The sequence below is a fragment of the Amycolatopsis sp. NPDC059235 genome (assembly GCF_042754125.1).
GTDB lineage: Bacteria > Actinomycetota > Actinomycetes > Mycobacteriales > Pseudonocardiaceae > Amycolatopsis > Amycolatopsis albidoflava.
In genome coordinates this window covers 1-20,799 of sequence record NZ_JBHZAG010000066.1, presented here as the reverse complement: position 1 = coordinate 20,799, position 20,799 = coordinate 1, and the positions used below count along the sequence as shown (strand labels likewise).

Genomic DNA, 20,799 nt, shown 5'->3' with positions numbered 1-20,799 from the left:
CCGTGAGGGGAACCCTGAGGGAATCTGATTCCCTCAGGGTTCCCCTCACGGACATTTGCCTCGCGCACCGCGGACCTTTGCGGGACCGGCAAGCCGCGCGGACCAGCATCGCGGTAACGGGGCCTGCGCAGCTCCTACTGAGAAGACCGGATCAGGGCGACGTCAGTCCTCGACCAGCGCCGCGGAAGTGATGCGGTGCAACGGATATCGCTCGTGGTTCGCACCTTCCAGCACCCCGCCGCCGACCCGCAGCGGGCGCACTACGCGCTGGCTCGCCGTACCGCGCGAATCGACGAAACCGATCCACACCTCGCGCTGCTCAAGCGTCGCGCGCGACAGCAGGTCCAACGTCGCCGTCGTGTCCGCGCCGCCGCCACCGGGAGCGCGCACCGTGGAACCCCGGCGCCGCGCCGAAGCCTGGTCTCCCGCGCGCAGATTCGACACGATCCGCGTCGCCTGGTCGTCGGTCAGCACTGCCTGCTCACCCGGCCGCGCGCGAGCCGCGCGGGCGCGGGCGGGCAGTCGACGTCCGGTGGGGCGCAGGTCGACCACTCGGCCGTCCGGGCCTTCCGCCGCAGGAGCGAAACCCGCGCCGCGCAAGGCTTCCAGCACCTCGGCCAGCGGTGCGGAGCTGATCAGCACCGTCGGCGCGATCAGGCGCAGGTCATATTCCGTGGCCACCGGGTGAGCCAGCACTTCGGCGAGAAGGGCCTCATCGTCGCAGCGCAGGAATGAGCCCGCGGTGCCGCCGCGCAACCGGCCGTGGCGGCGGGCGACGTCGTCGATCAAATACGTGAGGCCTTGCGGCACCGGCGTCGCCGACTTATTGCGGAACATCGCGTGCAGTTCGTCCGCGGTCCGCCCGGTGTCGAGCGCGCGCCGCACCGACGGCTCGGTGATGCGGTAAACCGTTGCGTGGCCAGCGGATTCGACGTCCGCGACCGCGGCCATGTCCGCCGCCAGTTCCGGCTCCAGCGGGCCTGGCGCGACCACGGTCAGGTCGGCTTGCACCAGCACGTGGTCAACCGGCGCGGGCAGCGCGTCGTGCATCGCTTCGACCGCGCCGGGGCGGTCGTCTTCCAGCAGCAGCCGGGTGGCGGTGGTGAGCGCGCCGAGGCCGACGAGGCCCAGCGCGGTCGCCTCGGCCATCGTCCAGCGGACGGTTTCGTCGCGCAGCCGGCCACCTCGTCGAGGCGCGCGCCAGGCAAGGACGGCGACCAGTTCGTCGATGCTTTTCACGCCTGCGCCTGGGTTTAGCGCCGCCAAAGCGCTGAGCACGCGATGCCGCGAAACCGGCGCGAGCGGCCGTCGCAGTTCCTCGGACAACGGCGCGATCGGCTTGTCTTTCGCGTCGCGGCCACCGGCGAGACCGGGCAGCCGCGGCAGCTCCAGCCACGCCTGCGCGAGCGTCATCCACCGCTGCACCGACGGCGACGCGAGCCAGCTGTCGGTGAGCATGGTGGGCACGTACTCCGGGGCGGTGTTTTCGCTGTCCGCGACGAGTCCCGCGCCGACGACCAGCTCCGCGAGCAGCGTCGCGCGGGTCTCGTCCACTTCGAGGTCTTTGGCGACCTTCTTCAGCTCGCGCACTCCGAGCCCGCCCGCCTTGAGCACCGGCGGCGGCGAATCCGACCACATCCGCAGCAGAGATTCCGTCTGCCGCAACAACTCCATCGCTTCGCCGGCCGCCGTTTGGTCCACCGTGTCCGTCCGATGTGGATGGACGGGCAGCTCCGGCTCGACCAGCGTGTCCGGCTCGAACGCGTGGCCGCCGCGCAGCAGGAGGCCGAGTTCGCGGGGAAGTTCGACGGTCTGGTCGTCCCGGCGCAGCAGCAGGCCGCGCGCGAGGAGTTTCTGCACCGGAGTGGCCGCGTCGGACAGGCTGACGTCGAAGCTCGCGTCGCGGGTGCGGCCGATCGGTGGCCCGGCGGCCAGCGCGGTGAGCACGGCCCGCTCGTCCTCGCCGACCTCCGCGAGCCGCGCGTCGATGTCGGTGGCGGCCAGCGCGGGCGACGGCGCGCCGAGCCCGGCCGGGAACGGACCGAGCGCGTCGCGGGCCGCGGGCGGCACCCGCAGTTCGTCGTCGGTGCCCCAGACGAGCGCCCGGGCACGCAGCCGGGCGAGCGGTTCGCTGACGTCGCGGCCGATCAGCGCCGTCACCGCGGACACCGGCGTCGGCTCGACGTCGGCACCGGCGACCAGGAGCGCGTCGATCACCGCGAGGGTGAACGTGTCGAGGTCTTCGCAGGCGCGAGCGACCGACCCCGGCGTGCCCGCGCGCGTGGCGAGCACGGTGGTGTCGGACGGAGGAGGGGTGGACAGATCGCGACGCGTGCGCAGCAGTTCGGCGAGTGCGTCGTCGGACACCGCACGCAGCCAGTCCGCCAGAGAGGTCGCGGGCATAGACACCCAGGATACCGGGCGGGTGCGCGCGCACGAGACGTGTTCGGGCAGACTGTGGTCGAGTTTGCCGGACGAGGGCCTCGGAGGAAGCAGTGGCGAAGGGCGACAAGCAGAGCAAGGGCATCGACCCGACGTGGCCGGGCGAGCCGGGCGAGCACCCGGTCACCGAGCTGTCCTCGGACCGGCAGGGAGCGCTTTCGCCGTTCGGCGACCTGACCTTCCCGCTCGAGCAGGTGCCCTACGTGCACCCGGAGACCGAGATCAACCGCTGACCTGCGGACCGCGTCCGGGAACGCCGCGAGCAGCGGCGGCCCGGGCGTGAAGTTACTGGTCAGTCACCCGGTTGGGGTGTGGTGGCGCGGGTCACCGGACTAGATTCGAGCCGTCCCAACCCACTCCACCAGCGGGGAGTACGTGTCATGCCGGTTCCCGGTCCCGGGTATTCGATCACCGTCCGGGTCGAGGCCCCGGCCTCGTCCACGGCCGCGGGCGATCTCACCACCGCGGTCGGCCGCGTCGGCGGCGTGCTGACGGCGTTCGACGTCGTCGAATCGCACGCGGACACGATCGTGATCGACATCAGCGCCAACGCGCTGTCGGAAAACCACGCGCAGGACATCACCGCGGCGCTCGATTCGCTGCCGGGCGTGCGCGTGCGCAAGGTCTCGGACCGGACGTTCCTGATCCACCTCGGCGGCAAGATCGAGGTCAGCCCCAAGGTCGCGCTCCGCAACCGTGACGACCTCTCCCGCGCGTACACCCCGGGCGTCGCCCGCGTGTGCCAGGCGATCGCCGCGAACCCCGAGGACGCGCGCCGGCTGACCATCAAGCGCAACACCGTCGCGGTGCTCACCGACGGGTCCGCCGTGCTCGGCCTCGGCAACATCGGCCCGGCCGCCGCGCTGCCGGTGATGGAGGGCAAGGCGGCGCTGTTCAAGAAGTTCGCCGACGTCGACGCGTGGCCGGTCTGCCTGGACACCCAGGACACCGAAGAGATCATCATGATCGCGAAGGCGCTCGCGCCGGTGTACGCGGGCATCAACCTCGAAGACATCGCCGCGCCGCGCTGCTTCGAGATCGAGAAGCGGCTGCGCGAGCAGCTGGACATCCCGGTGTTCCACGACGACCAGCACGGCACCGCGATCGTCGTGGTCGCCGCCCTGCGCAACGCGCTGCGCGTGGTCGGGAAGAACATCGAGGACTGCAAGATCGTGGTCAGCGGCGTCGGCGCGGCCGGGTCCGCGATCATCCGCCTGCTGCTGCGCAAGAACCCGGGCGACATCGTGGCCGCCGACATCGACGGCATCGTCTACCCCGAGCGCGGCAACCTCGACGACAACCTCACGTGGATCGCCGAGCACACGAACAAGGACCGCAAGTCCGGCACCCTGCACGACGCACTGGTCGGAGCGGACGTCTTCGTCGGCGTCTCGGCCCCGAACCTCTTCGGCGCGGAGCAGGTCGCCACGATGAACGACGACGCGGTCGTCTTCGCGCTGGCCAACCCGGACCCGGAGATCGACCCGCTGGAGGCGCAGAAGCACGCCGCCGTCGTCGCCACCGGCCGCAGCGACTTCCCGAACCAGATCAACAACGTGCTGGCGTTCCCCGGCGTCTTCCGCGGCCTGCTCGACGCCGCCGCGCACAACATCGACGACAACATGCTGCTGGCCGCCTCCGACGCGATCGCCGACGTGGTGGACAACGGCAAGCTCAACGCGTCGTTCATCGTGCCGAGCGTGTTCGACAGCGCGGTGGCTCCCGCGGTCGCGGAAGCGGTGCGCAACGCCGTCCGCGCCGAACGCGCCAGCTGACCCAGCCTCGTTCCGTCCGTGAAGGGCTCCTTGAGGGAATCAGATTCCCTCAAGGAGCCCTTCACGGACTTTGGGCGAAGTTGCGCAGTAGCCTCGCGGGCGTGAGTGAACTCAGCCATGTCGACGAGTCCGGCGCTGCCCGGATGGTCGACGTTTCCGGCAAGACGGCGTCCGCGCGCACCGCGCTCGCCGGCGGGACCGTCCACACCACGGCGGAGGTCGTCGGCCTGCTTTCGGCCAACGGCCTTCCCAAGGGCGACGCGCTGGCGACCGCGCGGATCGCCGGGATCATGGGCGCCAAGCGGGTGCCCGAGCTGATCCCGTTGTGCCACCAGATCGCGCTGTCCGGGGTCAAGGTGGAGTTCGAATTGGACGGCGCCGCTGTCCACATCAGCGCGACGGCCAAGACCAAGGACGTCACCGGCGTCGAGATGGAGGCGCTCACCGCCGTCGCGGTCGCCGGGCTGACGCTGCACGACATGATCAAGGCTGTCGACCCGGCCGCGACGCTCGACAACGTGCGGCTGCTGCGCAAGGACGGCGGCAAGACCGGAACCTGGGAGCGGCCATGAGCACCGCGCGCGTCATCGTCGCGTCCAACCGCGCCGCTCGAGGCGTCTACGAGGACAAGACCGGCCCGGTGCTCGTCGCCTGGCTGACCGGCCGCGGCTACGACGTGCCGCCGCCGGTCGTCGTCGAGGACGGCGACCCGGTGGGCGTCGCGCTGCGGGCCGCGGTGGCCGACGGCGTCCAGGTGATCCTCACGACCGGCGGCACCGGCATCTCGCCGACCGACCGGACCCCGGACGTCACCCGCGGCGTGCTGGATTACGAGCTGCCCGGCGTCGCGGACGCGATCCGCGCGGCCGGGCTGCCGAAGGTGCCCACCGCGGTGCTCTCGCGCGGCGTGGCCGGCGTCGCGGGCCGGACCCTCGTCGTGAACCTTCCGGGGTCGAGCGGCGGCGTGAAGGACGGTCTGCGGGTCTTGGAGGACATCCTCGACCACGCGGTGGACCAGCTCGCCGGCGGCGACCATCCGCGCGAGACAGCGAAGGCCGGCCCCGCGGTCCGGATTCTGCGGGCGGACGTGAGCGACCAGCCGCTGTCGGTCGAGGAGCACGCGCAACTGGTGGAGGACGACGCGGCGGGCGCGGTGGTCACGTTCTCCGGCGTGGTCCGCGACCACGACGGCGGCAAGGGCGTGCGCGATCTGACCTACGAGGGCCACCCGACGGCGGGCGACGTGCTCGCCGAGGTGGTCAACGACCTCGCGGCGCGCTGGAAGGGCGTGCGGGCGGTGGCGGTGAGCCATCGCGTCGGCGCGCTGGCGATCGGCGACGTCGCGCTCGCCTGTGCGGTCGCCGCCGAGCACCGCGGCCAGGCGTTCACCGCGTGCGCGGAACTGGTGGACGAGGTGAAGGCGCGGCTTCCGGTGTGGAAGCACCAGCACTTCACCGACGGCACCGACGAATGGGTCAACTCGCCCTGACCCCCTCGTGAGTGGCGAAGCCGGTTCTGACCGGCAGGAACACTCACGAGCCCGGACATGACGAAGGGCCCCACCGCCAGGGGATTTGACGCGGTGGGGCCCTTCGAACGTTCTGTCACAGCAGTCGCTGCGCCGGAACCAGCCTCACGAGGAGGCCAGGGTTCACTTGGTGGCGAGCTTCTGGCCGACCACGATGAAGTTCGCGTTCGACACGTACTGCTTGTTCAGGTCCTGCAGCTTCTGGTAGCCGCCCTGGACGCCGTGCTCCTTGGCGATCTTCGAGAGCGTGTCGCCAGCCTTGACGGTGTAGTCACCGTTCGGGTTGGAGTTCGCCACCAGCGCGGCGACCGGCTCGGCAACCTTCTTCGGGGCAACGCTCTTCGGAGCCGCCTTCTTGGTGGCGGTGCTCTTCTTCGGGGTCGCCTTGTGCGCGGAGGCCGAGCTGCCGGCCTTCTTGCTGCACACCGGCCACGCGCCGGGGCCCTGGCCCTGCATCACGCGCTCGGCGACAGCGATCTGCTGGTCGCGCGACGCGCCCTGCGGGCTGCCGGTGCCGCCGTAGGCCTTCCACGTGCTCTGGGTGAACTGGAGACCACCGTAGTAGCCGTTTCCGGTGTTGGTGTTCCAGTTGCCGCCGCTCTCGCACTGCGCGATGGCGTCCCAGTTGGTCGCCGACGCGGGGGTCGCGGCGATCGCGAGAGGGGCGCCGACCGCGATACCCGCGACTGCGACACGGGCGATGGTGCGGGTGGCAGCGGACATCTTGCGGTGCTTGCCTCGGTACGACATTTGAGAACTTCTCGATTCCTGCGCCTACGAGCTTGCTGCTGCGGGTCGGGTTGGGAGCCCGTCCGCCCGTTGCCGGGCGGCTGACGCGGACGTCGCACGACGCGCCGTCTTCGTCCCCTCGTCTCTGTCCGGAAATGCTTTCGCTCGGGGTATGGGTCCGGGGATCCGTTGGACAGAGCTGGGCGCTACGGATTCCCGGTGTTGCTTGGTCGGTCGGGGCCAACCGAAAAGCGACGGTACGTAATTCCGAGCGTGATCGGAAATCATTCGAGGTGTGACCTACGTCACAGTAACGGCATGCAACCTCGCTCGATCCGCCTGTTTTCGCAGGTCAGAGCGCCGTTATCTGGCCGTTTTCTTGCCGAGATATTTCACGGATCGTGAGGCTTGGGTCACGTCGATAACGCGTCAAGGGGCCATTCGCAGCAGATAAGTGCGGGCACTCTAAACCACTCGTCAACCGTCGGCCACTGCCCGCCGAGTGGTTCTTTGAGCTGCGCAAATACGCCGTGAGCGAAACACTTCGGAGCGTAGGGATAAAGCGTGCCGACCGCTCAGCGCGCCAGTGCCGCCATTCACCGTGGTTCGGACCAATCGGCCGGGAACGGCGGCTCCGCCGGTCAGTGCGGCGCTCAGCCGGGTGCACGGGGGCTTTCCGGGAGTTCACCCGCCGGCGAACGGCGGGAGGACGTCCAGGTGGGAGCCGTCACCGAGCGCACGGCCGCGATCGCGGACCGCCACCTCGTTGACCAGGAAGCTCGCCGCGTCGAGAACGCGGGAAAGTTGCCCGGGGTGCAGCTCGCGCAGCGCCTGGACGGCGTCCGCCACCGTCGCGCCCGCCGCCAGCTCCACCTTCTCCTCTTCGGTGCCCGCCGCAGCCCGCGCCGAGGCGAAGTACCGGACGACGACCGTCACCGGGGAAGGGGACAGAGAAGGAGAGGTCATGGGCTCAGCCGCCGATCGCGCTCATCGGCCGGATCGGCTGCGCGAAACCGGCCTCGTTGATCTCGTGGCCCGCGAGCTTGCGCCACATCGTGTCGCGCCACGCGTTCGCCACCTCTTCATCGCGCGCGCCCGCGCGCACGAGGGAACGCAGGTCCGTCTCGTCGTTCGAGAACAGGCAGGAGCGGACGGCTCCGTCGGCGGTCAGCCGGGTGCGCTCGCAGGCGGAGCAGAACGGCCTGGTCACCGACGCGATCACGCCCACGTCGCCGGGGCCGCCGTCAACCAGCCAGCGCTCAGCGGGCGCGCCGCCGCGGGGAGCGGGGAACGGGCTGAGGGTGAAAGCCTCGCCGAGCATCGCGAGGATCTCCTCGGCGGTGATCATGTCGCGGCGGTTCCAGCCGTGCTGCGCGTCGAGCGGCATCTGCTCGATGAACCGCAGGTGGTAGCCCTCTTCGAGGCAGAACTTCAGCAGCGGGACCGCTTCGTGCTCGTTGTACCCGCGCATCAGCACCGAGTTGATCTTCACCGGCGACAGCCCGGCGTCGCGGGCGGCGGCGAGGCCGGCCAGCACGTGCGGCAGCCGGTCGCGGCGGGTCAGCTCGGCGAAGCGCTCGCGGTCGATGGTGTCCAGCGACACGTTGATCCGGTCGAGCCCGGCCGAGACGAGGCCGGGGGCGCGCTTGGCCAGCCCGATCCCGTTGGTGGTCATGGAGACCCGGGGGCGCGGTTCGAGCGCGGTGATCCGCTCGACGATCTGCTCCAGGCCCGGGCGCAGCAGCGGTTCGCCGCCGGTGAGCCGGATGTCGGTGACGCCGAGCATCTCCACCGCGATCCGCATGAGCCGGACCAGTTCGTCGTCGGAGAGCACCTGGTCGGCGGGCATCCAGTCGAGACCCTCCGCGGGCATGCAGTACGTGCAGCGGAGATTGCACCGGTCGGTGAGCGAGACCCGCAGGTCGGTCGCGACACGGCCGAAGGAATCGACGAGACCGGGGTGCTCGGGCCGGGGCGTGCCGGACGGGCCTCGGTTGCCGGGGACGCGAGGAAACCCGAGATGTACTGCTGTCATTACTCTCAGGATAGCTTGCGGCGTCGGAAAAGGCAGTCTTGCGAAAAACCTGGAAACCACCCTCGGTTCCGATGTGGAGGCACTCGGTGAGCACCGGCGAGACGAATAGTGAGCTGACTCACTTCGCGGCGCGGGCGGCGAGACTGCGCACGCACACCGTCCTCCGGTACGCGCGCGACGCCGCCCGCGAAGGGCTCTCGGCGACCGAGCTGCAAGCTCTCGAACTCGCCGGGCAAACCGCGGATTCCCTTACTCCAGGCCGAATCGGGCAGCTCACCGGCTTGTCGACGGGCGCGGTGACCGGCGTGCTCGACCGGCTCGCGAAGGCCGGTCTGGTGCTCCGCGAACGCGACCGGACCGACCGGCGGAAGGTGCTCGTGACGATCACCGAAGCCGGTCGCGAGCGGCTCGACGCGATCTCGCGCCGGGAGCGCGAGCGCCTTGCCGAGGTGCTCGCGGAGTTCACTTCCGCAGAACGGAAAGTCCTCGGGCGTTATCAGTTCGCAATGCTCGAAGCGTTACGCGAAAATGCGCATCCCGCATAGCTTTTCCGCATCTGCGGGGATAATGTTCCGGCCATGCCGCAATTTCGGTTGTCCGAGGCCGCTCGGCTGCTCGGCGTAAGCGACGACACCGTCCGCCGGTGGGTCCGCGCGGGTCAGCTGACCGCGACGGACGACGCCGCGGGCCGCAAGGTCGTCGACGGCGCTCAGCTCGCCGGGTTCGCCCGCGCGCAAGCGTCCGAACCGGACGACCCGTCGGCGGTCGGCCGCTCCGCCCGCAACCGCTTCGTCGGGCTCGTCACCGAGGTCGTCGCCGACAAGGTGATGGCGCAGGTCGAACTGCAGTGCGGGGCGCACCGAGTGGTGTCACTGATGAGCACCGAGGCGGTCCGCGAACTCGGGCTGCGCCCGGGCGTGCTCGCGGTCGCCGTGGTCAAGGCGACCACCGTCGTGGTGGAAACCCCGGAAGGATCCAGATGAAGAAGCTCGCCCTCGCCGTCGCCGGAACCGCGGCGATCGCGTTGTTCGCCGGCGCCTGCAGCTCCGGCGACCAGCCCAGCTCCAGCCAGGGTGCGGGTTCCGCGTCCGCCCCCGCTCCGGGAGGCGGCACGCTGACCGTGTTCGCCGCGGCCTCGCTCACCGAATCCTTCAACGTGCTGGGCAAGCAGTTCGAGGCCGCGCACCCGGGCGTCAAGGTCACCTTCGACTACGAGGGTTCCTCCGCGCTCGTGCAGAAGCTGGACAACGGGGCCAAGGCCGACGTGTTCGCCTCGGCGGACCAGAAGAACATGGACAAGGCCGTGCAGGACGGCGTGATCGACGGCCAGCCGACGGTGTTCGCCACCAACAAGCTCGCGATCGCCGTGGCCAAGGGGAATCCGAAGGGCATCAAGACCTTCGCCGACCTGACCAAGCCCGGCCTGAACGTGGTGGTGTGCGCGCAGCAGGTGCCGTGCGGCGCGGCCACGCAGAAGGTCGAGCAGAGCACCGGCAAGTCGCTCAAGCCGGTGAGCGAGGAGACGAACGTCAAGCAGGTGCTGGCCAAGGTCCAGTCGGGCGACGCCGACGCGGGCCTGGTGTACGTCACCGACGCGACGTCGGCCGCGGGCAAAGTGGACAAGGTCGACTTCCCGGAGTCCTCGGGCGCGGTGAACCAGTACCCGATCGCGGTGGTCAAGAACGCCCCGCAGGCGGCGCTGGCGAAGCAGTTCAACGACTTCATCCTTGGCGCCGAGGGCAAGGCCGAACTGGCCAAGATCGGGTTCGGCCCTGGCAAGTAAGGCGGGCGCGGCGGCCGAGACCCGGCCGCCGCACGCCCGGGTTCCGCTGATCCTCTGGTTCCCCGCCGTGGCCGCGCTCGCGCTCGTGGTGCTGCCGGTCGTCGGCCTGCTGGTGCGGTCCGATCTCACCCGGCTGCCGTCGCTGCTGGTCACGTCCTCGTCGCTGAACGCGCTCCGGCTGTCGCTGGTGACCGCCGCACTGTCCACAGTGGCCTGTGTGCTGCTCGGCGTCCCGCTGGCGATCGTGCTGGCCCGCTCCCGGGTACCGGGCGTGCGGATGCTGCGGTCCATCGTCTTGCTGCCGCTCGTGCTGCCGCCGGTGGTCGGCGGCCTGGCCCTGCTGTACCTGCTGGGCCGCAAGGGTTTCCTCGGCATCTTGATCAACTGGCTGACCGGCGAGCAGGTGCCGTTCACGACGGCGGCGGTGGTGATCGCGCAGACGTTCGTGGCGATGCCGTTCCTCGTCGTCAGCCTGGAAGGCGCGCTGCGCGGCTCCGGCGACCGCTACGAGCAGGTCGCTTCGACGCTCGGCGCGCGCCCGTGGACGGTGTTTCGCCGGGTGACGCTGCCGTTGCTGCTCCCGGCGCTGGGTTCCGGCGTGGTGCTGAGCTTCGCCCGCGCGCTCGGGGAGTTCGGCGCGACCATCACGTTCGCGGGCAGCCTGGAAGGCGTCACCCGGACGTTGCCGCTCGAGGTCTACACCCAGGCCGAAGTGGACATCGACAGCGCGGTCGCGCTCGCGTTGCTGCTCATCGCGGTCGCGGTCCTGGTTATCGCGGTCGCGCGGCCGCGGTCGTGGGAAGGCGGGCTGCGGTGACGCTTTCGGCGAAGCTGGCGCTGACCCGCGGCGAGTTCTCGCTCGACGTCGAGTTCACTGTGCCCGGCGGGTCCGTGCTCGCGCTGCTCGGACCCAACGGCTCCGGGAAGTCCACTGTGCTCGGCAGCCTCGCCGGTCTGCTGCCGGTGACCTCGGCCGACGTCACGCTCGCCGATCGGCGCCTGGCCGGGGACGGGGCCGACTTGCCGCCGCACGAACGGCGGATCGGCCTGCTGTCCCAGGACGCACTGCTTTTCCCGCATCTGTCCGCAATGGACAACGTCGCGTTCTCGCCGCGTTCGACCGGTACCGGCCGGGCGGACGCGCGGGCGATCGCCTCGCGATGGCTGTCCGAAGTGGACGCGGCGGAGTTCGCGAACCGGCGGCCGAGCCAGCTGTCCGGCGGGCAGCAGCAGCGGGTGGCGATCGCGCGGGCCTTGGCGTCCGCGCCGGATCTGCTGTTGCTGGACGAACCGTTCGCCGCGCTCGACGTGGACTCGGCGCCGGCGATCCGCGGCCTGCTGCGCCGGGTGCTGCGCGACGGCCCGACCACCGTGCTGGTCACGCACGACCCGCTGGACGCGCTGGCCTTGGCCGACCACGTGGCGGTGATGAACGGCGGCCGGATCGTGGAACGCGGGCCGACGCGGGAGGTGCTCGCGGCGCCTCGGACGCCTTTCACCGCGCGGATCGCCGGGCTGAACCTGGTGTCCGGAGTGGCGGTGGCGGAAGGATTGCGCACGCCCTCGGGCGAGGTGGTGACGGGTTTGCTGACGCCGGACACGGTGGTCGGCGAGGATGCGGTCGCGGTGTTCGAGCCGAACGCCGTCGCTGTCTACCCGCACGACGGCGAGCACCACGGCAGCCCGCGCAACACGGCCGACGCCCTCGTCGCGGCGCTGGAACCGCACGGCCCGGTCATCCGCGTCCGGACCGAGGGCGACGGCTGGGCACACGGCCTGACCGCCGACCTCACCCCGGCCGCGGTCGCCGAACTCGCGCTGGAGCCCGGCTCGGCGGTGACGCTGTCGGTGAAGGCCGCGACCGTAGCGGTGCATCCGGCCGCGGCCTCCTGAGCCACGCCGTCCCGGGAGGTTTCTCCGCTGCCGTTGTGCGCGGCCCTGCCCTGGCAGAGGTGCGTGAGGGGAACCCTGAGGGACTCAGAGTCCCTCAGGGTTCCCCTCACGGACAGCACACTCCCAGCCGCAGCGGTGGCGGATTGCGTTGAGCGGCTGGGGAAAACGCCGCGTTCTGGCGGCACTGCGCCCGCTGCGGAGACACGCCGAGGTGGAGTTGTGGTCCCGGGACGCGCCGAACGCCGCATCGAGTGCGCGCGGTGCCTCCGTTGAAGGCGGCACAGCCGGTGGAGGCCGCGACCGTGGCGGTGCGCCCGGCCGCGGCCTCCTGAGCCGAGCGCCCCCCACGTGCGCTCGGCTCCCGGGTCAGCCGCCGTGGTGGTGGCCGCCGCCCGGGTGGACGTGGAACTTCGCCACCTCGGGCGGGTGCACGACGAACGGCCGCATCATTCCCTCGTCCTCGTGGTCGAGGATGTGGCAGTGGTACATGAACTCGCCGGTGCCGCCGCCGAACTGGCCGGCGACGCTCACCCACTGGCCGGGGTTCACGATGATCGTGTCCTTCCAGCCCTCCTCGTACTTTTCCAGCGGGACGTCGGCGAACCCGTCGATCGGCTTGGTGGTGCGCTCGGAAGCCGGGTCGAACGTCGTGGTGAAGCCGCGCCGGAAGAGCGCCTGGAATTCGGTCAGGTGAATGTGGAACGGATGCGCCGGCCCGCCGTTCGCGACGTGCACGATGTTCCACACCGCCCACTTGTCGTGGTTGATGAAGATGCCGGTGGTGTCGTCGAAGAGCCGCCCGATCATCCGGAACGTCTTGAGCCCGCCCGCCGGGTCCTTGATCTGGATGATCCCCTTGCCGCCCGGATCGGCGTCGACCTGTTCGAGGTCCCACATCTCCGGATGCCCGCTCGCGTTGAGCAGCAGCGCGACCCAGACGTGGTCGTGGTCCTCCGGCAGCGTCGAACCGTGCTTGATCCGGACGTAGGACGTCGAGAGCTTTTCGGGCAGTTCGAACGAATCGTGCTTCGGGCGGCTGTCCACCCGGAACTCCATGACGTCCGGCTCGACCCCGCCCGGTTTGGCGTTGCGCAGCTTGACTTTCCGCCCCTTGAACCGGCTGAAGTCGATCAGCACGTCGAAGCGTTCGGCGGGCGCGACGGTCAAGCCGCCGGACGGCAGCGGCGCGGGCGCGGGCAGCAACCCGCCGTCGGTGCCGATCAGGCGGACAGCGTCGTTCTGCGGCACGTTGTTCTCGTCGACCAGGTTGAGTGTGAAGAACCGGTCGTTGGCCGCGTTCAGCACCCGGAAGCGGTACCACCGCGCGCTGACCTCGAGATGCGGCCAGATCACGCCGTTGACCAGAGTGAACGGGCCGGAGAACGGGATCATCGGCCCGTTCGGCACGTACGGGAACTTGTACAGCAGCTGCCCGGTGAGCCGGCCGGTCGCCGGATCGATGTCGAGGTTGCGGTCGGCGAGGATCAGCGGGAGCTCCCGATCGCCGCGCGGCAGGTCGAGCTCGTCCTCCTCGTCGTCGCGGATCAGGTACATCCCGGCCAGGCCCGTGTGGACGTTGAAGCGCGTGATCGCCATGGCGTGGTCGTGGTACCAGAGCGGCATCGCCTGCTGCCGGTTCTGGTACTCGACGAGCTGCGAAGTGCCCTGGAGACCGGCGTTGTGCGCCCAGCCGTCGTTGCCCGCGTTGGTGCGGGCTCCGTGCAGGTGGACGACGGTCCAGGCGGGCAGGTCCGCGACGCCGTCGACGATCGAGTAACCGGGCCGGTCGAGTTCGCGGCCGGGGCGGGTGGTCGGCCCGTCGGTCACCGGGCCCTGCACGGCGACCAGCGGGATCTTGCCTTCTATTTCGTTCGACCACGATATCCGCAGCTGTTTGCCGCTGCGCACTTCGATTGTCGGACCCGGGAAATGTCCCGCATAAGTCCACAATGTCGTCGGCGGCAATTGCGAGTGCAGCTGCTGCTGCTTCGCCGTCATCGGAATGGTGATCATGTCCTGTCCCCACCACGGCGGCCGCAGTACCGGCGGAACCGGAAGCGGGTCGAGGAACTTGGTCAACCCCCAGGTGGGCCCGGTGATCGGACCCACGGTTGCCGGACGTTCGGCAATTTCTGTCATGTGCTTTCTCCCCTTCAAAGCAAGGGGCAGGAAGAATTGCGCAACGACCATTAAGCCGGTGCTTACGGAAAAGATTCCCCCGAACCCCCTCGGTGACCGGGAGCGCGACTCCCCTCGCGTTGCCCGGCAATTTTCACTGTAGCCGTTTTCCTCGTATGCCGCAGACGTCTCGCGCGCGTGATAGATTTTCGCGCATGAGCGAAGGCCGGTGGACGTATCTCTCCGACATGGACGGTGTGCTGGTCAGGGAGGAACACCTCGTCCCGGGGGCGGACGAGTTCCTCGCCGAACTGCGGGACAACGATATCGACTTTTTAGTGCTCACCAATAACTCGATCTACACCCCGCGCGACTTGCGCGCGCGGTTGTTGCGCACCGGATTGGACATTCCGGAGGAGTCCATCTGGACCTCGGCGCTGGCCACCTCGAAGTTCCTCGCCTCGCAGCGGCCGAACGGCTCGGCGTTCGTGATCGGCGAGGCCGGGCTCACCACCGCGCTGCACGAGGTCGGCTACGTGCTGACCGAACGCGACCCGGACTACGTCGTGCTCGGCGAGACCCGCACGTACAGCTTCAGCGCGATCACCCGCGCGATCCGGCTGATCGAGGGCGGCGCGAAGTTCATCGCGACCAACCCGGACGCGACCGGCCCGAGCGTCGAGGGCTCGATGCCCGCCACCGGTTCGGTCGCGGCGCTGATCGAGCGGGCGACCGGCCGCTCGCCGTATTACGTCGGCAAGCCGAACCCGCTGATGATGCGCTCGGCGCTGCGCAGGCTGGGCGCGCATTCGGAGTCGACGCTCATGATCGGCGACCGGATGGACACCGACGTGCACTCCGGGATCGAGGCCGGGCTGCAGACCATCCTGGTGCTCACCGGCATCTCGAACGAGGAGTCGGTGGAGAATTACCCGTACCGGCCGACGAAGGTGATCGGCTCGGTCGCCGACCTGATCGGGCGAACGCTCGACCCGTTCGGCGAAGGCTGACCGCCCACCGCCCGGGATCAGGGCATATCGTCGAGCGATGAGCGTCTATGTGGTGGGCGACGTCCACGGGCACCGGGACGCCCTGGTTGACGCACTGCGCGCCGAGGGCCTTGTCGACAGCGACGGCAAGTGGGCCGGCGTCGACGACCGGTTGTGGTTCCTCGGCGACTTCACCGACCGCGGCCCGGACGGCGTCGGGGTGATCGATCTCGTGCGCGAACTCCAGGAGCAGGCGGAGGAGTCGGGCGGCTCGGTGCAGATGCTGCTCGGCAACCACGAGATCCTGCTGCTCGGGATGTACCACTTCGGCGACCGCCCGGTGCCGTCCGACTTCGGGCCGCGCAGTTTCGCGCGCAGCTGGGAGATCAACGGCGGCCTGCTGTCGGACCAGGACCGGCTCACCCCCGAGCACATCGAATGGCTCACCGAACGGCCGCTGGTCGCGGTCGACGAGGACCATCTGCTGCTGCACTCGGACACCCTCGAGTACCTCGACTGGGGCGAGGACCTCGACGCGATCAACGCCACCGCGCGCGACATTCTCTCCGGCAGCAACATCGAGGCCTGGTGGGACGTGTGGCGCCGGATGACCACCCGGTACGCCTTCCGCGGCCCGGACGGCGAGGAGAACGCGGACCGCCTCCTCGACGCACTGGGCGGTTCGCGGATCGTCCACGGGCACAGCGTGATCGCCGACCAGCTGGGCATCCACCCGACCCAGATCGAGGGCCCGTACCTCTACGCCGGCGGGAAAGCGCTGGGCATCGACGGCGGCCTGTTCGTCGGCGGGCCGTGCCTCGTGGTGAAGCTGCCCTTCGAGCCGGAGGATTAGTCCGCCGGGGCGTACCGCAGTTCGAGAATCCCGGACGGGAAGGCCGTGCTTTTCACCAGCCGCAGCCGTCGGGCCTCGTCCAGTTCCGGGAAGAGGGCCGCGCCCTTGCCGGTGACGGCGGGCAGCACCCACAGCCGGTACTCGTCGACCGCGCCGAGCTTGATCAGCGAGTGCAGGAATTCGGTGCCGCCCGCGGCGACGAGATCCTTGCCGGGCTCGGCCTTGAGCTTGGCGATCTCCTCCGCGAGGTCACCGCTGGCGATGCGGGTCTCCGGCCAGTCGGCGGTGGTCAGGGTTCTGGAGAAGACGACCTTGGGGATCGTGTTCATGGCCTTGGCCGACGGATGGTCCGAGGTGGGCCAGAAGGCCGCCATGGCCTCGTAAGTGTTGCGGCCCATGAGGAAAGCCCCGGCGTCCCAGAGCTGGTCGACGAAGTATTCCTCCTGTTCGGGGTCGTCGGTGGCCATCATGACGTCGCGGATGCCGTTGTCGGCGTCGGCGCTCTTGCCGTCGAGCGAGACGTAGAAACCCAGGACCAGCTTGCGTGTGGTTGTCATGCGGCTCAGCCTGCTGCCGATGATTTGAGTTGTCAAGACAAAATTATTTTTCGGCTGGAGGTGCTGATCCGCCGCGAGGTGAACCGGGTGTCCGGTTGACCTCGGGCGGATCAGGACCTCACGCGTCCACGATCTCCTTGCCCAGCGGCATCAGCGAGATCGGGATCATCTTGAAGTTGGCCAGTCCCAGCGGGATGCCGATGATCGTGACGCACTGCAGCACCCCGGTGACCAGGTGGCCGATGCTGAGCCACAGCCCGGCGACCAGGAACCAGATCACGTTGCCGACGAACGAGCCGACCCCGGCCTCGCGCCGGTCGACCACCGTGCGGCCGAACGGCCACAGCGCGTAGTTCGCGATCCGGAACGACGCGATGCCGAACGGGATCGTGACGATCAGGACGCAGCAGATGACCCCGGCCAGCAGGTAGCCCAGCGCCATCCAGAAACCGGCGAGGACCAGCCAGATCACGTTCAGAATCAGTCGCATCAGACGTACAGCTCCCCGCTCGCTACGGTGACGGCCTGTCCGCGCAGCAGCACGCGGTCGCCTCGGACTTCGGTGCGCACGGTTCCGCCCCGCGCGGAGATCTGCCGTCCGACGAGAGTGTTCTTGCCCAGCTGCCCGGCCCAGTACGGGGCCAGCGAGCAGTGCGCGGAGCCGGTGACGGGGTCCTCGTCGACGCCTACGCCGGGGCCGAAGAACCGGCTGACGAAGTCGTCGCCCTGCGCGGTGATGATGAGCCGTCCGGTCCAGGTGGCGCGGAGGGCGTCGAGGTCTGGCTGCGCGGTTCGGACCGCTTCGGCGCTTTCGAGCACCACGAAGAGGTTCTCGCGCGCTCGCCCGGTGAATTTCGCGGGCAGGTCGAGGATGTAGGTGAGGTCTTCGCCGGTCTCGACGGGCGGGTCGGCGGGGAAGTCCATCTCGATCCATCCGTCGACCTTGGTGCAGGTCAGCTGGCCGCTGAGAGTGTCGTAAACCTGGTGTCCGCCAAGGACATGCGTGACCGCGATGGTGGCGTGCCCGCAGAGCGAGACCTCGTCGGTCGGCGTGAACCAGCGGAGCGATTTCGCTCCTTCGCCGCTGTTGACGACGAAGGCGGTCTCGGAGTGCTTCATCTCCGCCGCGACCTGCTGCATCCACCCGGCGTCTGCGGGCTGTTCGAGCACGACGACGCCCGCGGGGTTGCCGGCGAAGGCTTGGTCGGTGAAGGCGTCGACGAGGTGGAATTCGTTCTGGGCACTCGGGTCCATGGCACCGATCCTGCTCCGCTGAGCGGGCGAGGGCATCGGGGATTAGCCCTGAATTCTCAGCGCACGCCCTCTTCGATGGTCTCCAGCAGCCATTTCCGCAGGTGTGTGCCCGTCGAAGGCGTGAAATGCAGCCGGAAGCCGCCGTCGGCCAACGGTTCCGAAAACGTCAGGTACCGCCCGCCGTCGGTGTCCACGAACGTCGCCGTCGAGATCGGGCGCAGCGTGCCTTGTCCTGGCCGCAGCGAAAGTTCCACGGTTCCGTGCCGGTGCAGCGGCCACTGCGAGTACCCCGCCAGCGCGTCGCGGTCCTGGCGCGAGGGGGCCGGAGCCGGGGCGTTGCGTTTCGGCGCCGGGGCTTGGGTGATCGCGACCGGGGGAACGGGCAGCGCCGGATACGGCGGGAACATGCTCAGCACCAGATCCACCAGCCGCTCCGGCCGGACCTGCCGGAAGCGGAGGCCGTCGTCGACCTGCTCCGAGAACACGCCGAGACCCTCGCCGATGCACGCGCGGTACAACACCGTCTCGGACGGCAGTTCGGCCGCGCGCACGATGATCAGCACGTCCGGCCTCGTCCAGGCGCGCAGGGTCGCTTCGACGTCCCGGTCGAGTTTCTCCGCGTCGGCGAGGCCCCGGCCGCGCAGCGCGGTCCATGCTTCCTCGGCCAGCCGGTTGTGCTCGGTCATCGTCGCGCCCGCGCTGCGGATCTCGAACGGATGCCACGACGCGGGCAGCCCGGTGCGCCGCACCGCCACGTCGGTCTCGGTCCAGCCCAGGGAAAATTCCTCTGGCAACGTCCCAGTCCCCTCGTGCACGAAACAACCCGCACCGAGGGTAGCGGAACGCGCACGGCGATCGGCCGCTCGTGCGAGCGCACCCCATAACGAGGGTGGCGGAAAGGTCCGAAATCAAGCTTAGACTCAGGCTCGTCGACGAAGACCGCCATCGGGAGGCACCCATGCCTGACGCGCCTGCACTGCCGAGTTACGCCTCCGGGACCTCCAGCGTCCCCCTGCTCGGCGACACGATCGGGGACAATTTCGACCGCACCGTGGCCGCGTTCGGCGACCGGGACGCACTCGTCGACCGTGAGGCAGGCGCTCGCTGGACCTACCGCGAACTCGCCGCCGAGGTCGACACCCTCGCGCACGGGCTGCTCGCGTCCGGCATCGGCAAGGGCGACCGGGTCGGCATCTGGTCGCCGAACCGGGCGGAATGGACGTTCCTCCAATACGCGACGGCGAAAATCGGCGCGATCCTGGTCAACATCAACCCGGCCTACCGTTCGCACGAATTGCAGTACGTGCTCAACCAGGCGGGCATCCGGATGCTCGTGGCGGCGGACAAGTTCAAGACGTCCGACTACGCCGCGATGATCGAGGAGGTGCGGCCGAACTGCCCCGGCGTCGAGGCGGTCGTGCTGCTGGGCACTTCCTCGTGGACCGCGCTGATGGATTCCGGCCGCGGCGGCGACCCGGCGAGGCTCGCGCAACTGCAGGCCGGGCTGTCCGCGGACGATCCGATCAACATCCAGTACACCTCGGGCACCACTGGCTTCCCCAAGGGCGCGACGCTCAGCCACCACAACATCCTCAACAACGGCTATTTCGTCGGCGAGCTGTGCAATTACACCGAGCAGGACCGGGTCTGCATTCCGGTGCCCTTCTATCACTGCTTCGGCATGGTGATGGGCAACCTCGCGTGCACCAGCCACGGTTCGTGCATGGTCATCCCGGCCCCGGCGTTCGACCCGAAGGCGACGCTCGCCGCGGTCGCCGCCGAACGCTGCACGTCGCTCTACGGCGTGCCGACGATGTTCATCGCCGAGCTGAACCATCCGGAGTTCGAGACGTTCGACCTCGGCTCGCTGCGCACCGGCATCATGGCCGGATCGCCTTGTCCGGTCGAGGTGATGAAGCAGGTCATCGACCGGATGGGGATGACTGAAGTGTCCATTTGCTACGGCATGACCGAGACGTCGCCGGTGTCCACGCAGACCCGCGCCGACGATTCGGTGGAGCGCCGGGTGTCCACTGTGGGCCGCGTGGGCCCGCACCTGGAGTCCAAAGTGGTCGATCCGGAAACCGGGCTGACCGTGCCGCGCGCACTCCTGGCGAACTGTGCACCCGCGGCTATTCGGTGATGCTCGGCTATTGGGAGGAACCGGAAAAGACCGCCGAGGCGATCGACGAGGCGCGCTGGATGCACACCGGCGACCTCGCGATCATGGACGACGAGGGCTACCTCAACATCACCGGCCGGATCAAGGACATGGTGATCCGCGGCGGCGAGAACATTTACCCGCGCGAGATCGAGGAATTCCTCTACACGCACCCGGATGTGCTGGACGCACAGGTGATCGGCGTGCCGGACGTCAAGTACGGCGAGGAATTGATGGCCTGGATCCGCATGCGCGAGGGTGCGGAAGCGCTGACCGCGGAAGCGGTGCGCGAGTTCTGCCAGGGCAAGCTGGCGCATTACAAGATCCCGCGTTATATCCACGTGGTGGAGGAATTCCCGATGACGGTGACCGGGAAGGTGCGGAAGGTGGAAATGCGCCAGCAGTCGGTGACTTTGCTCGGGCTGGAGCAGGCGGCGTCGCAGAAGCACGCGTGAGCTTGGTGAGTGTTTATGGCGGTTAGAGCGAGCGCCCCAATGAGGTTTTCTCAGTGGTGAGGTGTGCGGCGGGTTCGTTGTAGCACCGCCTGGCCAGGGGATGCGGAGCACCGCCTGGGGCCAGCCGGGCCGTGTGGCTCCGTCCCTGCCGAAAGTCCGTGAGGGGAACCCTGAGGGACTCAGAGTCCCTCAGGGTTCCCCTCACGGACCTCGGCATCACGCGTCAG

At 69.3% G+C, this 20,799-nt stretch carries 20 protein-coding genes and 1 pseudogene; 12 read left to right on the top strand and 9 right to left on the bottom strand.

Annotation, left to right across the window (positions count from 1 at the left end; translation table 11 throughout):
• Nucleotides 1-162 precede the first annotated feature (162 nt).
• Nucleotides 163-2,403, bottom strand: coding sequence for a helicase-associated domain-containing protein (locus ACFXI3_RS33260; protein ID WP_378404941.1), 2,241 nt, complete (start codon nt 2,401-2,403; stop codon nt 163-165).
• 92 nt (nt 2,404-2,495) lie between these two features.
• On the opposite strand from ACFXI3_RS33260, the gene ACFXI3_RS33255 reads away from it, so the two are divergent.
• From ACFXI3_RS33255 to ACFXI3_RS33240, 4 genes are all read left to right on the top strand, one after another.
• Nucleotides 2,496-2,675, top strand: a complete 180-nt coding sequence (locus tag ACFXI3_RS33255) for a hypothetical protein (RefSeq protein WP_037361511.1) — start codon at nt 2,496-2,498, stop codon at nt 2,673-2,675.
• 147 nt (nt 2,676-2,822) lie between these two features.
• Nucleotides 2,823-4,217 carry an NAD-dependent malic enzyme gene (locus tag ACFXI3_RS33250; protein ID WP_344264875.1) on the top strand — a complete coding sequence of 465 codons (1,395 nt, stop codon included), beginning with the start codon at nt 2,823-2,825 and terminating at the stop codon, nt 4,215-4,217.
• A 101-nt stretch (nt 4,218-4,318) separates the two neighbouring features.
• Nucleotides 4,319-4,789: a cyclic pyranopterin monophosphate synthase MoaC gene (gene moaC / locus ACFXI3_RS33245; protein ID WP_116203502.1), complete on the top strand. Its 471-nt coding sequence runs from the start codon at nt 4,319-4,321 to the stop codon at nt 4,787-4,789.
• A complete protein-coding gene (locus ACFXI3_RS33240; RefSeq protein ID WP_378404940.1) occupies nt 4,786-5,706 on the top strand; it encodes a molybdenum cofactor biosynthesis protein MoaE in 921 nt (306 codons plus the stop codon). The genes moaC and ACFXI3_RS33240 overlap by 4 nt, the downstream gene beginning before the upstream one ends.
• Nucleotides 5,707-5,868: 162 nt before the next feature.
• On the opposite strand, the gene ACFXI3_RS33235 is transcribed toward ACFXI3_RS33240, so the two are convergent.
• The 3 genes from ACFXI3_RS33235 to moaA all read right to left on the bottom strand — a co-directional run bounded on the left by ACFXI3_RS33235 (nt 5,869) and on the right by moaA (nt 8,509).
• Nucleotides 5,869-6,495, bottom strand: coding sequence for a transglycosylase family protein (locus ACFXI3_RS33235; protein ID WP_344264864.1), 627 nt, complete (start codon nt 6,493-6,495; stop codon nt 5,869-5,871).
• A gap of 663 nt (nt 6,496-7,158) precedes the next feature.
• Nucleotides 7,159-7,440: a MoaD/ThiS family protein gene (locus ACFXI3_RS33230; protein WP_344264861.1), complete on the bottom strand. Its 282-nt coding sequence runs from the start codon at nt 7,438-7,440 to the stop codon at nt 7,159-7,161.
• Nucleotides 7,441-7,444: 4 nt separating this feature from the next.
• Complete coding sequence (moaA, locus tag ACFXI3_RS33225) at nt 7,445-8,509, bottom strand: GTP 3',8-cyclase MoaA (protein ID WP_378404937.1); 1,065 nt, start codon at nt 8,507-8,509, stop codon at nt 7,445-7,447.
• 86 nt (nt 8,510-8,595) lie between these two features.
• Here moaA and ACFXI3_RS33220 point away from each other — a divergent pair, with 86 nt between their 5' ends.
• Genes ACFXI3_RS33220 through ACFXI3_RS33200 form a run of 5 tightly spaced genes read left to right on the top strand, consistent with a single transcriptional unit; the run spans nt 8,596 to nt 12,185 of the window.
• On the top strand, nt 8,596-9,054 hold the full coding sequence (locus ACFXI3_RS33220) for a MarR family transcriptional regulator (RefSeq protein ID WP_378404935.1): 459 nt from the start codon (nt 8,596-8,598) through the stop codon (nt 9,052-9,054).
• Between the two features lie 33 nt (nt 9,055-9,087).
• On the top strand, nt 9,088-9,492 hold the full coding sequence (locus ACFXI3_RS33215) for a molybdopterin-binding protein (protein ID WP_009083933.1): 405 nt from the start codon (nt 9,088-9,090) through the stop codon (nt 9,490-9,492).
• A complete protein-coding gene (gene modA / locus ACFXI3_RS33210) occupies nt 9,489-10,292 on the top strand; it encodes a molybdate ABC transporter substrate-binding protein (RefSeq protein ID WP_378404933.1) in 804 nt (267 codons plus the stop codon). Before ACFXI3_RS33215 ends, modA begins: the two co-directional genes overlap by 4 nt.
• 49 nt (nt 10,293-10,341) lie before the next feature.
• A complete protein-coding gene (locus ACFXI3_RS33205) occupies nt 10,342-11,109 on the top strand; it encodes an ABC transporter permease (protein WP_344266648.1) in 768 nt (255 codons plus the stop codon).
• On the top strand, nt 11,106-12,185 hold the full coding sequence (locus tag ACFXI3_RS33200; RefSeq protein WP_378404931.1) for a sulfate/molybdate ABC transporter ATP-binding protein: 1,080 nt from the start codon (nt 11,106-11,108) through the stop codon (nt 12,183-12,185). The genes ACFXI3_RS33205 and ACFXI3_RS33200 overlap by 4 nt, the downstream gene beginning before the upstream one ends.
• Before the next feature lie 366 nt (nt 12,186-12,551).
• Here the strand turns inward: ACFXI3_RS33200 and ACFXI3_RS33195 are convergent, their stop codons facing one another.
• The gene (locus ACFXI3_RS33195; RefSeq protein WP_378404929.1) at nt 12,552-14,324 is read right to left on the bottom strand and encodes a multicopper oxidase domain-containing protein; all 1,773 of its coding nucleotides are present in this window, start codon (nt 14,322-14,324) and stop codon (nt 12,552-12,554) included.
• Nucleotides 14,325-14,518: 194 nt separating this feature from the next.
• On the opposite strand from ACFXI3_RS33195, the gene ACFXI3_RS33190 reads away from it, so the two are divergent.
• Together ACFXI3_RS33190 and ACFXI3_RS33185 are read left to right on the top strand one after the other, a co-directional pair.
• On the top strand, nt 14,519-15,313 hold the full coding sequence (locus ACFXI3_RS33190) for an HAD-IIA family hydrolase (protein ID WP_344264833.1): 795 nt from the start codon (nt 14,519-14,521) through the stop codon (nt 15,311-15,313).
• A gap of 37 nt (nt 15,314-15,350) precedes the next feature.
• On the top strand, nt 15,351-16,145 hold the full coding sequence (locus ACFXI3_RS33185; RefSeq protein ID WP_344264830.1) for a metallophosphoesterase: 795 nt from the start codon (nt 15,351-15,353) through the stop codon (nt 16,143-16,145).
• On the opposite strand, the gene ACFXI3_RS33180 is transcribed toward ACFXI3_RS33185, so the two are convergent.
• From ACFXI3_RS33180 to ACFXI3_RS33165, 4 genes are all read right to left on the bottom strand, one after another.
• Complete coding sequence (locus ACFXI3_RS33180; protein ID WP_378404927.1) at nt 16,142-16,702, bottom strand: dihydrofolate reductase family protein; 561 nt, start codon at nt 16,700-16,702, stop codon at nt 16,142-16,144. The two genes, ACFXI3_RS33185 and ACFXI3_RS33180, sit on opposite strands and share 4 nt — an antisense overlap.
• A gap of 118 nt (nt 16,703-16,820) precedes the next feature.
• Entirely contained in the window at nt 16,821-17,192 is a 372-nt protein-coding gene (locus ACFXI3_RS33175; protein ID WP_370933794.1) for a YccF domain-containing protein, read from the bottom strand.
• Nucleotides 17,192-17,956, bottom strand: coding sequence for a PhzF family phenazine biosynthesis protein (locus ACFXI3_RS33170; RefSeq protein WP_378404924.1), 765 nt, complete (start codon nt 17,954-17,956; stop codon nt 17,192-17,194). Before ACFXI3_RS33170 ends, ACFXI3_RS33175 begins: the two co-directional genes overlap by 1 nt.
• 56 nt (nt 17,957-18,012) lie before the next feature.
• Nucleotides 18,013-18,771 (bottom strand): ESX secretion-associated protein EspG, encoded by a 759-nt coding sequence (locus ACFXI3_RS33165; RefSeq protein WP_378404922.1) that lies wholly within the window; start codon nt 18,769-18,771, stop codon nt 18,013-18,015.
• Nucleotides 18,772-18,914: 143 nt separating this feature from the next.
• On the opposite strand from ACFXI3_RS33165, the pseudogene ACFXI3_RS33160 reads away from it, so the two are divergent.
• Nucleotides 18,915-20,572: pseudogene (locus ACFXI3_RS33160) on the top strand (AMP-binding protein).
• Nucleotides 20,573-20,799 lie beyond the last annotated feature (227 nt).